Origin of the sequence: Pedobacter aquatilis (assembly GCF_030409415.1) — a bacterium.
In the GTDB taxonomy this organism is placed as follows: Bacteria; Bacteroidota; Bacteroidia; order Sphingobacteriales; family Sphingobacteriaceae; genus Pedobacter; species Pedobacter aquatilis.
On sequence record NZ_JAUFPW010000012.1, the window covers coordinates 495,625 to 509,691 of the forward strand.

General features: G+C 37.2%; 11 protein-coding genes. 8 read left to right on the forward strand and 3 right to left on the reverse strand.

Going from position 1 to position 14,067, the window contains the following annotated elements:
• Window positions 1-300: 300 nt before the first annotated feature.
• Both QWY86_RS06200 and QWY86_RS06205 read left to right on the forward strand, forming a co-directional pair.
• Window positions 301-1,170 (forward strand): hypothetical protein, encoded by an 870-nt coding sequence (locus QWY86_RS06200; RefSeq protein ID WP_290239854.1) that lies wholly within the window; start codon window positions 301-303, stop codon window positions 1,168-1,170.
• A complete protein-coding gene (locus QWY86_RS06205) occupies window positions 1,171-3,924 on the forward strand; it encodes a CHAT domain-containing protein (RefSeq protein ID WP_290239856.1) in 2,754 nt (917 codons plus the stop codon). It begins immediately after the preceding gene.
• Window positions 3,925-3,937: 13 nt separating this feature from the next.
• Here QWY86_RS06205 and QWY86_RS06210 read toward each other — a convergent pair whose 3' ends face one another.
• The 3 genes from QWY86_RS06210 to QWY86_RS06220 are packed head-to-tail and all read right to left on the reverse strand — an operon-like array spanning window position 3,938 to window position 6,077.
• Window positions 3,938-4,702, reverse strand: a complete 765-nt coding sequence (locus tag QWY86_RS06210) for a hypothetical protein (RefSeq protein WP_290239858.1) — start codon at window positions 4,700-4,702, stop codon at window positions 3,938-3,940.
• Between the two features lie 60 nt (window positions 4,703-4,762).
• On the reverse strand, window positions 4,763-5,518 hold the full coding sequence (locus tag QWY86_RS06215; protein ID WP_290239860.1) for a hypothetical protein: 756 nt from the start codon (window positions 5,516-5,518) through the stop codon (window positions 4,763-4,765).
• The gene (locus QWY86_RS06220; protein ID WP_290239862.1) at window positions 5,511-6,077 is read right to left on the reverse strand and encodes an RNA polymerase sigma factor; all 567 of its coding nucleotides are present in this window, start codon (window positions 6,075-6,077) and stop codon (window positions 5,511-5,513) included. The genes QWY86_RS06215 and QWY86_RS06220 overlap by 8 nt, the downstream gene beginning before the upstream one ends.
• Before the next feature lie 1,193 nt (window positions 6,078-7,270).
• Between QWY86_RS06220 and mraZ the strand changes: the two genes are divergently transcribed.
• From mraZ to mraY, 6 genes are all read left to right on the forward strand, one after another.
• Window positions 7,271-7,738 carry a division/cell wall cluster transcriptional repressor MraZ gene (mraZ, locus tag QWY86_RS06225; protein ID WP_290239863.1) on the forward strand — a complete coding sequence of 156 codons (468 nt, stop codon included), beginning with the start codon at window positions 7,271-7,273 and terminating at the stop codon, window positions 7,736-7,738.
• A complete protein-coding gene (rsmH, locus tag QWY86_RS06230; RefSeq protein WP_290239865.1) occupies window positions 7,728-8,633 on the forward strand; it encodes a 16S rRNA (cytosine(1402)-N(4))-methyltransferase RsmH in 906 nt (301 codons plus the stop codon). The genes mraZ and rsmH overlap by 11 nt, the downstream gene beginning before the upstream one ends.
• Window positions 8,630-9,067, forward strand: a complete 438-nt coding sequence (locus QWY86_RS06235; RefSeq protein ID WP_290239867.1) for an FtsL-like putative cell division protein — start codon at window positions 8,630-8,632, stop codon at window positions 9,065-9,067. Before rsmH ends, QWY86_RS06235 begins: the two co-directional genes overlap by 4 nt.
• Entirely contained in the window at window positions 9,057-11,153 is a 2,097-nt protein-coding gene (locus tag QWY86_RS06240) for a penicillin-binding protein (RefSeq protein WP_290239869.1), read from the forward strand. Before QWY86_RS06235 ends, QWY86_RS06240 begins: the two co-directional genes overlap by 11 nt.
• A 101-nt stretch (window positions 11,154-11,254) precedes the next feature.
• Entirely contained in the window at window positions 11,255-12,712 is a 1,458-nt protein-coding gene (locus QWY86_RS06245) for a UDP-N-acetylmuramoyl-L-alanyl-D-glutamate--2,6-diaminopimelate ligase (RefSeq protein WP_290239871.1), read from the forward strand.
• Entirely contained in the window at window positions 12,712-13,959 is a 1,248-nt protein-coding gene (gene mraY / locus QWY86_RS06250; RefSeq protein WP_290239873.1) for a phospho-N-acetylmuramoyl-pentapeptide-transferase, read from the forward strand. The genes QWY86_RS06245 and mraY overlap by 1 nt, the downstream gene beginning before the upstream one ends.
• The last annotated feature ends 108 nt before the right edge of the window (window positions 13,960-14,067 follow it).

The following is a 14,067-nucleotide window of genomic DNA, read 5'->3' on the forward strand; positions in this document are numbered from 1 at the left end:
ATGCAAAGGGCTTATTTCTTCAAGTCAGACAAACTGATAATTATACTCATCCTTCTGAAATGTTTGCGTTTTCATCTGTTCGCTTTTTGTCATTAGGTGGATAAACCAGAGTGTATTGACCTCTTGTCACCGGAAATAAATTTGCCATAAAGTTCTGCTCATCTATATTTTAGAGAAGTAGCTAAGATGGGTCTAATAAATTGGTTTATCCAGTTAGGTTACCTTTTAAACTTCAGGATCTACTAATCATTAAAAAGACGAGGTATGTGCTTGAAAAATATTAACCCTTTTTGCTTAATTTTGAAGGGAAAAAAATCAATATTAATTTTACTTTGGAAAGCTAATATGTTGGGCAGGAATTATAAGATAGCGGTATACACTTTATTGCTAGTGTTTTTATTCGGGGCTTGTAAGAAACCGGGAGGTGAGGCAGGAATACCTTCAGCTAAAAGTCAGAAGATTTATTCAGATTCCGTTTTATACATCCAGGCCTCGGATGTAACGGCAAAACCTGTTATTACCCTGAACGGAAGTTATACATCTTTACCAGAAGGTTTAAAAATTGATAAAAAAACGGGTTATATCGATGTAAACCAAAGTGAAACTGGTCTGAAGTACCTGGTTTTGTTTACGCCAGCTGGTTCCTCAGAAACCATAAAAAGCTACGTAACCATTTCAGGTATTAATTACCCTGATAAAATCTTTAATCTTGCGCAGGGCGATTCTATTGCCGAACCGATATATAATGCAAATCCAAAGCTCCTTTTTCCAAATCCCGGAAAGAATAACTTGTTTGATGAAAACGGTGGCTGTAAGAAAGCCGGAATTGTTATCAACGCTGAGAATGCCCGAATAAACCTTGCTCAGTCGATAAGGAATCAAGCCATAGACACTGGTGCCACAGAGCAGGTTAAACTTGCCTACAGGATAAATGATGGCAGTAACAGGACTGTAAATGGATTAAATGTTAAAATCTATTTTTACCGGAATGCGAAGGAAATTCCAAAATATTTAACTGAACTTTTGGCTGTGAGGAAAACAACAGTACTTGCAGCTGGTACGGATAATCAAACCATCACAACAAGTACGCAAAACCTACTGGATTTAGCTTCGAAATCTGTAAGTTTAGCAAGGCCAAGACCGCCGTGCATTATTGTTGTTGGAAATTAAATGGTAAAAAAATTAAGTATAATATTTATACTGCTAATCCATTCATTAATTGGCAGGGCGCAGGATGCAATAGCTTATAAAAAGCATTTTGACCTGGCTGAACACTATGCAAATGCTCTAAAGCCATCTGAAGTCACTGATGCCCTTGCTCTTAAACACTATTTAGATGTAATTCATACCTTGTCATCTGGCAATCAGGATAATAAATTTTTGCTCAGGGCATACATCACTACCGGGGCTTTTATGCAGGTACTTGACCGGCAGCAGGAGGCCATATCGCTTTTCAGAAAATCCTTTGATTTGAAAAAAAATGTAGCAGGTTTGTCTGATTCTGTTCTCTTTGCGCCGTATGTTTATTGCGGTAACAGTTATTTCAGGCAAGATAAACCTGATTCTGCCAATATTTTTTACCTCAAGGCAAAGGAAATTGCAGACAGGTTTCCTGATGTGGATCAACAAGAACGCTTGTTTAATACCCTTGGCGTTATGGCCTATTCAACCGGAAACTACAATAAAAGTATCCCTTACTACGAGAAGGCAATTTCGGTACTAAGGAAGAAGGGCAACCCGGATAAGAGTTTGCATTTAACTTATCAGAACAACCTGGCATCTGCATTCAGAAAGTTAAAGCGTTATCAGGAATCCCTTGATATTTACAGAAGCCTTTTAAGCTATAAACTGGAAACCGAAAATATAAACCACAATATCGGTTCGGTTTATCTGGCAATGGGAAAAGCGGATAGCGCTATTTTATACTTTAACCGGGTGAACTTCAAAAGTACAAAACTACTCAATGACCTAGCCAAGGCATACTTGCGGAAAAAAGATGCGGATAAAGCCCTTTTTTACCTTAATCCAGCCAGGGCGCTGTCAAAAAAGGCAAATGCGAATAGTATATATGGGAATGCCTTAAAGTTAACCGGTGATGCCTGGGTTTTGAAGAGGCAGTATAAAAAAGGCGCATCTTACTACCAATACGCAATCAGTAGTTTTTCGCCGGATTTTGACCCGAATTTACTGAACCAAAACCCGGTTAAATTTACCCAGGTGTTTAATACGATAGATCTGCTGGAAGCACTCATTGCCAAAGCGAATGCTCAAAAGCTTTTATGCCATCAGAATAATCAAATCCGTTACCTTGAGGGCTGCCTTAATACTTTTAGGTCATTTTATAAACTTGCCGATCACATCAGTCGTTTTTATGATAATGATGAAGCCAGGTTGCTGATTGGAGAGCTGAAATATACCGTACATAATGATGTAATTGATGTTTGCCTGCAGCTTTTTAAATTAACAAAGGAATCACGGTACATGCAGGATGCCTTTTATCTGGATGAAGAAAACAAGGCATCGAATTTAAGCATATCCAGGGATGAGCTTACCTTAAGGATAAAATCAGTGGCTCCGAAACAACTTCTATCACAAGAAAAACAGTTAAAGAATAGTATCACCCGGATTTCCCTAATGGCTTCTGCAGAGGTAGATCATCAAAAACTTAAGGGTTATAAACAACTTTTGAATGATGATATCATCAAACTCGGCAACGTGCTGCAAAAAATCAAGGAAGCAGACGAGAAAGGATTGAACTACTCGGATTCGAAAAAAATCAACCTTTCCGATTTCCAGCGCCAGATACCCGCTGCTGCGGCTGTGTTGTCTTATCATGTGGGTACGGATAAAATCTTGTGTTTTGTAATAACCAGATCGGGATTCGATTTTTTTACCAGTCCAATTGATCAGGGTTTTAATACAAAACTGATCAAGCTGGATAAACTAATCCGTTTAAAAGACGGGAATAATAACAAGGCTGTTGATAACTTGAGTGGGCAGATTTATAATCATTTGCTAAGCCCGGCAATGTCCTTTATCTCTGGTAAAAAACAATTATACATAATTCCGGATGATAAGCTTAGTACAGTTCCTTTTGAAGTATTAGGCGATAGGGTGGATGGTGTCATAATTAACAGGTTTGCGGTTACTTATAACTACTCCTGTAAAATACTTCAAAACACAAAATCTGAAGTTTCAACCAGTCACTTAAAAACACTTGGTTTTGCACCCTTTACTACCCCAAATAGCACTAAATGGGCTGTGCTAAGTGCATCAGCAAAAGAATTTGACCATGCGGGTGGTGCTAGATTATTGGATGAGAAAGCGAAAAAGGATCAATTTTTAAAGCTTTCGGACAAATACAGTCTGCTTCATCTGGCTACCCACGCATTTGCAGACAATGAAAACCCCGCAAAGTCATTTATTGCATTTTATCCGCAAGCGGCTGATTCTGGTTTAAAGACAAGGCTCTATTTACCGGAAATTTATAACCTGAATCTTCAGACGGCCAAATTGGTTATTTTAAGTGCTTGTGAGAGTGGTAACGGGACTTTGATAAACGGAGAAGGTTTGATGAGCCTGGCCCGCGCTTTTTCTTATGCGGGTTGCAATAATATCATTACTTCAATGTGGAATGCTGACGATGCTTCAACGGCTGCAATCTTAGATTTGTTTCATCAGAATATTAACCAAGGGATTTCTTTTACAAATGCACTGAATAAAGCAAAACAGGATTATCTTCAGGAAAGCCAAATATCACCTGCAAAAAAAAGAGCAGCATATTGGGCACACATAAGGTTTATAGGAGGATTTGAGCAAGAGCCTAAAGCCAGAGCCATATGGATTTATGCGATTATGATTCCAATATGTGTTATCCTAGCCTTAATCTCCCGGAAAATTTTTTCAAAGTTCCGGAAGAAGTAAGATTCGATCGGTACTATCCGTGTCCGGGACCATCTTCTGCTTTACCGCTTTTATGTTTGCTTTCTAATTTAGCGGCGGCAATATTTTGTAGGTTAAGCTTAATTTTGTTAAATAAAATTGCATTTGAAGTACTGCTAATTAGAATTTTTCCGGAAGCTTTGGTGGCTGTGCTTAAATCCGATAGACTTAACCCTTGCAGGATTTTATTTAAACCAAGAACGAATGTGGCATTAAGATCAGTTGATGCATCAATTTTAACATTGTTTATTTCGACCTTTATCAATAAATCCTCGTTCACATTAATTTCTATAGGTGTTAATGTACCATCTGCAGCAGTAAAATTTCCCTTAAGGGTTAATGGAATAGCAGTGCTTGTTGTTTTGCTTAAGATGAGTTTAAGCTCTATTTCCCTGTAGCTACCTGTGTCGATTACAGATTTAACAACCGCCGGGTCAATGGCGAAAAGGTTAATATTTGTTAATCCCTTAACTTCAATCTCTTTCTTAACGTTGCCTTTTTTTGCCTCAAATTCGAATTTGGTCACATTGGCAATTCCTTCTGTCCAGGTTATGGCAGGCGTAACGGATGTAGTGGTACTTGCTGCACTAACGCTGTTACCAGTATTGCTGCTTGCCGTCAAATCTGCCTTTACACTAAATGCGATCTGTGCGTCTTGATCCAGGCTTAGGTTATCATCCTTTTTGCAGCCGTTCAAGATTAATAATGCCGAAGATAATACGGCGTATCCAATTCTGATCTGTTGTTTTAAAATTTTCATAATGTCTGTATTTTATTGATTGGTAACTACAGGCAAATGAAATGTAATCAGGATTTGAAATTATTTTTTCAAATTCAGTATTTTCAGGTCCAGTAGCACTGCAAACGAAACTTTTTCGTTGTAGATGTGGCTTTTGTCCTTATGTATTCTTTCAAATAGGTTAAGCGCTTCAGCAAAATTATGGTTTTTAATATAGGCCAAACCGAGATAATATTCTGCATCATCATGCAGGTTACCGTTTTCTCCTTCAGTTTTTAGGATGTCATTAAAAATATCTATTGCATTTTTTACCATGTTTAGCTGGAGGTAGGCCATTCCAGCAATAAACCTTTCATTACTTGTATGTTTACCTGTTTTTTTAAATAATGTAATTAGCTGATTGTAGTCTTGTTTTTGATAAGCGTTTTCGATTGCTGAGGTTGCTGCACTTCCCCTATCAGTGCTGATGGTGAAAGCAAGATATTGTTGATGGTAGGTACTTTCTGCACTTACAGAAATAAATTTATATAAAAGTCCAAGGAACACCACAATGCCAATTGAGGCGGCTATCTTTAACAGGGCAGGTAGAAGGGTATTTCTGCTGAATTTAAACGCTGGCATTTTTTGCTCATTCATTATTTCTTGATGGATTAGGGCTACATCAGTTTTTAGTCCATAATGTTTTAAGGCTAATTCGGCTAATTTAACCTCTTCCAATTTTTCCTCCAATGAAGGATTATTTTGCAACTCTGTCTCGAATGCAAGGCGCTCACTTTCACTTAATTCGCCATCAATATATTTTATGAGTAAAAAACTATTTTCTTCAGGATTATTCATAGGTTAATGCTGCTTTAAACTTTTTTGCTAATAAGGGATCCTTAGATAGGAGCTGTTGCAAACTTTTCATGCATTTGTATTTTTTATTTCTCAGCACCTGCTCGCTTTCAAAATTTACCAAATGGAGTATGCTTTTCATCGATTGGTTTTCATAGTAATAAGCAACCAGAATCTTTTTGCAAACTTCTCCCAGTGAGCTGATGGTATTGCCGATTAAAGCCCGGTCTTCTCTATTTGTGATGTACCGGCTAACTTCGGGTTCGATATTATCTATTTCCATACTGTACTTATCTTCTCTCAGCATTGTTTTATTTCTTTTTCTTAATTCATTAAGCCATGTAAAGCGGTTTAAAGCATATAAAAAAGTTTTAATACTTGACTCGCCGCGGAATTTACCAGCTCGAACAATTTCGATAAAATTTACAATCACCTCCTGAAAAATATCTTCTGCGTCCTGCCCAGACCCTTGGTTCTGAATAATGTAAGCCTTTAAGGTTGCAAAGTTCTCTAGATATAAAGCACGAACTGCATCACTATCGATATTTTGCCTAGCAAGCATTGTTATTATTTCGGAATCTGAGTGCTTTGAGGATGATTTCACCATCTTATATAACTAGGTAAATGCAAAGAGTAATTTTGTAACCAAGGTAGCTTAAAAGAATTTTTCGTGCAAAATAAAAACCAATATAAAATGGATTAGTTGAGTATGGGATGATCTAGTAGGTTCGACCTCTTTTGTGAATTATAAAGGTCCCATCGAGTGTTTGGTGATTAATTGAGTGTAAGTTTTAACTTTTGGAAAACGTGGTCAATGAAACTTGGCTTACGCACATTAAATTAAATTCTCGAGGCAAGAAAAAACCACCATTCATCTTCCAGGTCTCAGGTTATATTGGCTTCAAAGGGTATACTTTAAGTCGACTTCAGGCTCGAAATGATACGAAAAAACTAATACAGTTCGATTTCAGCCAGTCTTGAATTAATCTTCACGAAGGAAATGTTGCTTATTTTAAGTTAAAAACCGCAGTAATAAAATGAGGGTAACCAAATACTTAGTTCCAGTATGGATGAACCAGAGGTTGTTGACTCCGTTTCACCGGAAATGATTTGCTGTAAAGTTTGCTTGTCTGCATTTTAGCGAACGGGTGTAAAGGGGTCAAATCAATTCGTTTATTCAGGTGACACTGCTATTCAAAATCTTTTTGCCTTTATAATCAGATGGATTAGCTGATGAAAGAGCAGGGATAGATTTACTTACATCGCTTAAGCTTATAATCCCCATATACAACTAGCCTTTCAAGTCCACAGGAGTCAACCTTTGTTGATTGCCTATTAGTTTGTGAACAATATTTGCATTTTGAATGTCCATATTCAAATTTTACAGATATTTAAATGTAGTTGGTCATTAATCACAAATTTTATTGTTTGCGAGCTATCTACCCAAAGTAATGGACAGTTGAATTTTAAATTAGCTCATATTTGATTCCTTTCTAGCTATATTTGACTCCTTTTTCAGTTAATCAGTGGATTAGTTCCCACCGGTTGTAAATTTATTATTAGAAAATGGGGTGAAGCTAACATGCTTTTTATCAATGCTTAAGCTGCTTTAGCAAAGCTGTGGTGATTTTTGAGGTATTCATATTAACACTCCGGTGGGAGAAAAATGATGTGGAAAACTTTTTTGTGGTAAAAAGTGGTAAAAAGTGGTAGAACTCTTTACTTTTACACTACATAAAAAGTGTAAATACCATTATGCCCCAACTTTTAGGAGAATTTGATTGTAAACTTGACGCAAAGGGACGCCTTATGGTACCTGCTGCGCTTAAGAAACAATTGCCTGAAAGTGAAAAGGAAGGTTTTATTATTAACCGTGGTTTTGAAAAAAACCTGGTTATCTATCCAAAATCTGTTTGGAATGATGTTGTGGCTGAAGTAAGTAAATTAAACCCTTACGATGCTGAAAACAGGTTGTTTGTTCGAGCCCTTACCCGTGGTGCGACTGAAATTACCCTTGATGCTGCTGGCCGAGTATTAATTCCGAAATCTCTTGCAGAATATGCTGGTTTAGGTAATGATATCGTTCTGGCTTGTCAACTTGACAAAGTTGAGGTTTGGGATAAAAAATCTTACGAAGATAGTTTTGATAATATTCCTGAAAATTTTGCTGCATTAGCGCAAAAAGTGATGGTTCCAAAGACAGGAGGTGCTGATGGAGCATAATTACCATGTGCCTGTTATGTTGCAGCCTTGTATCGATGGTTTAAATATCAAGCCCGATGGCGTTTATGTAGATGTTACTTTTGGTGGAGGTGGTCACTCTAAAGAAATTTTAAAACATCTGGGTAAAAATGGAAGACTGATTGCTTTTGATCAAGATGTTGATGCTCAGGCAAATATTCCTGCCGATGATCGTTTAATTTTTATCGACCAAAATTTTGGCTTCCTTAAAAATAACCTTCGCTTAAAAGGTTTTAAACAGGTTGATGGTATTCTGGCTGATTTGGGGGTTTCTTCTCATCAGTTTGATATTCCTGAACGTGGTTTTTCTATCCGCTTTAATGCTGATTTAGACATGCGTATGGATAAACATGGGCAGTTAACAGCGGCTGAAGTTTTAAATACCTATTCTGAAGATAAGCTACATAAGATTTTCGGAATATATGGCGAGGTAAAAAATGCAAAGTCGCTGGCTAGAGCAATTGTAACTTCCCGCTTAGATGCGCCTTTTACAGATATTGATAGTTTTAAATCTGCAATTTCCGCTTACATCCCCAAGGGAAAAGAAAATAAATATTTAGCGCAGGTATTCCAGGCTTTAAGAATTGAAGTAAACGCCGAAATCCAGGTGCTTGAAAGCTTCCTTCAACAAGCTGCAGAAGTTTTAAAACCAGGCGGTCATTTGGTGGTGATGTCTTATCATTCGCTTGAAGACAGGCCGGTTAAAAATTTTATGGCAAAAGGTAAATTTCAGGGCGAGGTAGAAAAGGATTTTTTCGGTAACCAGCAGAAGCCTTTTAATGTAATTACAAGAAAAGCAATCGTTGCAACTGACGAAGAAATTGCCTTAAATAATCGGGCAAGAAGTGCAAAGTTAAGAATAGCAGAAAAAATATGAACAGGTTCAGGGAAGATTTAGAAGACGAAGAATTAGGACCTGTACCCGAATTAAAACTTAAATCGGAAAAGGTTAAATCTGAAAGGGTAAAATCTGAGGATGAGAAAAAGTTTGCAGATACCTTTATCGGTAAGTTTTTTATAGAGGGTGTAATATCAAAAGAAGCGGCTACAGATGCATTGCCGTTTCTGTGTTTTCTGGCATTTTTAGGGATGGTATATATCGCTAACAGCCATTTTGCGGTAAATAACGTTCGAAAAATAGATAAGTTAAATAAAGAAGTAAAAGAATTGAGATGGGAGTATAAATCGATGAAAGCCGAGTTAATGTTTAAAAGCAAACTAACTGAAGTGGCCAAAAAGGTTGATACGCTTGGGATAAAAGAATTAATAGAACCTCCAAAAAAAATAATTGTTAAAAGCGATGAATATTAGAGCAAACATACTGCTTCGTGTATATCTGGCATTTGGCTTAATTGTGCTTTTTGCTTTGGCGGTAGTTTTACGCCTTGGTCAGGTGCAATTTGTACAGGGGCATAAGTGGAAAGCTATGGCAGATAGCCTTTCTACAAAATATTTACCCGTTGAGGCTACTCGTGGTAACATCTATTCTAACGATGGCAGTTTATTGGCCACTTCGGTTCCAGAATACGAATTGCGCATGGATATGTTTGCTGGTGGTATTGCTGATGACAAAATTTTTAATGAGAAGGTTGATTCTTTAGGGATGAAACTTGCTGGAATTTTTCAGGACAAAACACCAAAGGAGTATTCAAGAATACTTCGCAAGGGCCGTGCTGACAGTGCCCGTTATTTGCTTATCCATCGTAAAGTTGGTTATTCAGATTTAAAAATGATAAGAACATTTCCACTTTATAACATTGGAAAATTTAGTGGTGGTTTAATTGCTGTACAACAGAACAAGCGCATTTTACCTTTCAAAGCACTTGCTGCTCGTACAATTGGTTATAAAAATGCAAATGTTAAAAATGGTGTCGGTTTAGAAGGTGCGTATAATCAATATATTAACGGAGAAACCGGTAGAAGATTAATGCAGAGAATTGCTGGTGGGGTTTATGTACCAGTGAACGATGAGGAAGAAGTTGCGCCTAAAGATGGTGCAGATATCATTTCTACCATCGACATTAACATGCAGGATTTGGCGCAAAGTGCTTTAGAAAAACAATTGATTAAAAGTAAAGCAGACCACGGAGCGGTAATTGTTATGGAGGTTGAAACCGGAGAAATCAGGGCTGTAGCAAATTTTTCTAAAGTTGAAGAAGGTGTTTACAAAGAGAAATTTAATTACGCAATTGCAGGTAATCAAGATCCTGGTTCAACTTTTAAGTTAGCCTCTTATATGGCTTTGCTTGAAGATGAAAAGGTTGACACCAATACGATGGTTGCAACTGGTAATTACCAAATTCCCGGTCACATGATAAAGGATTCGCATGGAAGTATTGGTGTGGTTACGGTTAAGAAAGCTTTTGAACAATCTTCAAATGCTGCAATTGCATCGATGGTGAACAATGCATATCGGGAAAATCCTAAGAAATTTACCGATCATTTATATGATTGGCATTTGAATGAGATGTTGCAACTTCAAATTCCAGGTGAAGCAAAGCCGGTGGTTAAAAACCCATCAAACAAAAGTTGGGGAAAAATGACTTTGCCACAAATGGCTTACGGTTATGAAATGCAACTTACGCCATTAAAGATGCTCACATTCTACAATGCGGTAGCGAACAACGGTAAATATATTGCGCCAATTTTTGTAAAGGAGATTAGAAGATTAGGAAATCCAGTTGAGCAATTTAAAGCCCGGGTTATTAACGAGAAAATTTGTTCTGATGTTACCTTAAGTAAAATGAGAAAAATGCTTGAAGGTGTAGTAACTGAAGGTAGCGGAAAGCAAATCGTTTACAACCCACTTTATAAAATTGCAGGTAAAACGGGTACTGCACAGGTTGCTGATGCAAACAAAGGTTATAAGGCAAACAGACAATATCAAGCTTCATTTGTAGGTTATTTTCCCGCTGATAAACCGAAATATTCTATGATTGTAGTAATTAATGATCCAAAAGGTGCTTACTATGGTGCATTGGTTTCAGGTCCGGTTTTCAGAGAAATTGCTGACAGAATTTATGCAAGCGATATGCAGATGTATAATGATGTGCCTACCACTTTAGTGGGCAATACTGGCAATCCGCCAACAAAATCCGGACAAAGTAAAGCCACACAGAAAGTTTACAAAGCATTTGGATTCAAACCACTTTTTGCTTCCAAATCTGAATATTACAATACGATTGATACCAGCGCAGGAACGATTTTTCAGGAAAATAATGAACGAAAAGGTGTAATGCCGAATGTATCAGGGATGGGCTTAAAAGATGCCCTTTATCTTTTAGGCAATGCTGGATTGAAAACAAGAGTATCAGGTTCTGGAAAAGTTATCAGACAATCTGTTCAGGCCGGAGTTAAGGTAGGTAAAGGTTTATTGGTAGATATACAGTTAGATTGAAAATAGATTAGAGAATGGCTGAATTATATAATTAGAGAGTGATTTGGCGACTAGTAAACATTCTCTGAATCAAAATTCACGCATTCAAAATTAAAAAATATATGCAATTACAGGATTTATTGTATGGTGTAACGATTAAAGAATTGGTTGGTAAAACCGATAGGGAAATCAATGCACTTAATTTTGATTCGCGTAAAGTAAGTAAAGACGACGTGTTTTTTGCAGTTGTAGGGACAGCAGCAGATGGTCATTTATATATAAACCAAACGGTAGAACAAGGTGCTGCTGTAATTATTTGCGAAAACTTACCAGAAATCGAAGATTATAATGTAACCTATATTAAGGTTGATAATACATCAGTTGCATTGGGTATCATGGCCGGCAATTTTTATGGTAATCCATCAAAAGAACTTAAGCTTGTTGGTATTACCGGAACGAATGGTAAAACAACTATTGCCACCATCTTATATAAACTTTTTAAAGATTTAGGTTATAAAACCGGATTGATATCTACCGTAGAAAATTTTGTAAACGATACCGCTATAGCTGCGACGCACACTACACCAAATCCGATTGCATTAAATGCGTTGCTTAAGGATATGGTAGTTGCAGGCTGCGATTACTGTTTTATGGAAGTAAGTTCGCATGCCGTTTCTCAACACAGAATTGAAGGCTTAACTTTTTCAGGTGGTGTGTTTTCTAACCTTACACACGATCATTTAGATTTTCATAAAACATTCGATGCTTATTTAAAAGCGAAGAAAACATTCTTTGACTTACTGCCGAAATCGGCTTTTGCATTAACCAACACCGATGATAAAAACGGCATGGTGATGTTGCAAAATACAAAGGCCTACAAGAAAACCTATGCCTTAAAGCAACTTGCAGATTTCAAGGCGAAAATTATAGAGAACGGCTTCGCGGGTTTGCATTTAGATATCGATAATGAGGATGTTTATTTCAAATTAATTGGCTCTTTTAACGCCTATAATCTGCTGGCCGTTTATGGAACGGCAATTTTGCTAGAGCAGGATAAATTGAAGGTACTTACTTTATTAAGCCGTTTAACAGGTGCTGAAGGTCGTTTTGATTACATCGTTTCTGATGATAAGATTATTGGCATTGTAGATTATGCCCATACACCAGATGCAGTACAAAATGTATTGAACACGATTGCCGATATCCGAAAAGGAAATGAGCAAGTGATTACCGTTTTAGGTTGTGGTGGCGATAGAGATAAAACCAAGCGCCCGATAATGGCTCAGGTTGCTTGCGATTGGAGCGATAAGGTTATTCTTACCTCTGATAATCCACGCACCGAAAACCCGCAAAGCATTATTGATGATATGGAAGCTGGTGTTTCGCCAAGCAATAAACGTAAAACTTTATCCATCTTGGATAGAAGAGAAGCCATAAAAACAGCTTGCCACTTGGCCGGGAGGGGAGATATTATCTTAATCGCTGGAAAAGGACACGAAAAGTATCAGGAAATAAATGGTGTACGCAACCATTTTGATGATAAGGAAATTTTACTTGAACAATTAAACCCTCGCAGCTAATGTTATATTTATTATTCGAATACCTGCATAAGCATTACGACATACCTGGATTAAGGTTGTTCCAGTACATCACTTTCCGTGCATCTGTTTCTATCATTTTATCTCTAATCATCACAACAGTTTACGGACGTAGATTAATTGATTACCTGCATAAAAAACAAGTTGGCGAAACTGTTAGGAATTTAGGATTAGAAGGACAAATGCAAAAACAAGGTACGCCGACAATGGGTGGTATCATCATTTTGCTTGGTATTTTAATTCCGACACTTTTGTTTGCAAACATCGCTAACGTATATGTAATCCTAATGATTATCACCACCGTTTGGATGGGCGCAATTGGCTTTTTAGACGATTATATCAAGGTTTTTAAAAAGAATAAAGAAGGTTTAGCGGGAAGATTTAAAGTTGTTGGACAAGTAGGTCTAGGTATTATAGTGGGTTGTACCATGTATTTTCACCCAAATATTGTAGTTCGCCAAACAGTTAAAGATGATGTAAAAAATACTTCATCGGTCCCAATGGTTTTACGTCAAAAAGGAGAAACTTTCTATTATACACAGGATGTTAAATCAACCAAAACCAATATTCCATTTTACAAAAATAATGAATTTGATTACGCAAAAGTACTTAAGTTTTTAGGTACTGGTTATGAAAAATATGCGTTTTTGGTATTTCTTGTCTTTACGGTATTCATTATTACGGCCGTTTCAAATGGCGCAAATATCACGGATGGTATTGATGGGCTTGCAACGGGAACATCAGCGGTAATTGGGACAACACTTGGCATTTTGGCTTATGTTTCTGGTAATACGGGCTTTGCGGATTATCTGAACATCATGTACATCCCGAATTCTGGTGAATTGATGATTTTTGCCGGTGCTTTTGTAGGTGCCTGTGTAGGTTTTCTGTGGTATAATTCCTATCCGGCGCAGGTTTTTATGGGCGATACCGGAAGTTTAGCCATCGGTGGAATTATTGCTTCGTTCGCCATTATGATTCGTAAAGAATTATTGATTCCGATTTTATGCGGTGTGTTTTTGATTGAATTGGTATCGGTGATTATGCAGGTTTCCTATTTCAAATACACCAAAAAGAAATTTGGCGAAGGGCGAAGGATTTTCCTGATGTCGCCACTGCATCATCACTACCAAAAGAAAGGTTATCACGAAGCCAAAATTGTTACCCGATTTTGGATTATAGGAATTATGCTCGCCATTATGACGATTGTAACCTTGAAATTAAGATAGATAGAATAAGGATAAGCAACAAAGCGTAAAGATTCTTAAAAGCTAAAGTATTATTGGTTAATAGGTTAGCAAAAGAACAATAAACGCAGAAAGAACAACGATAATCGA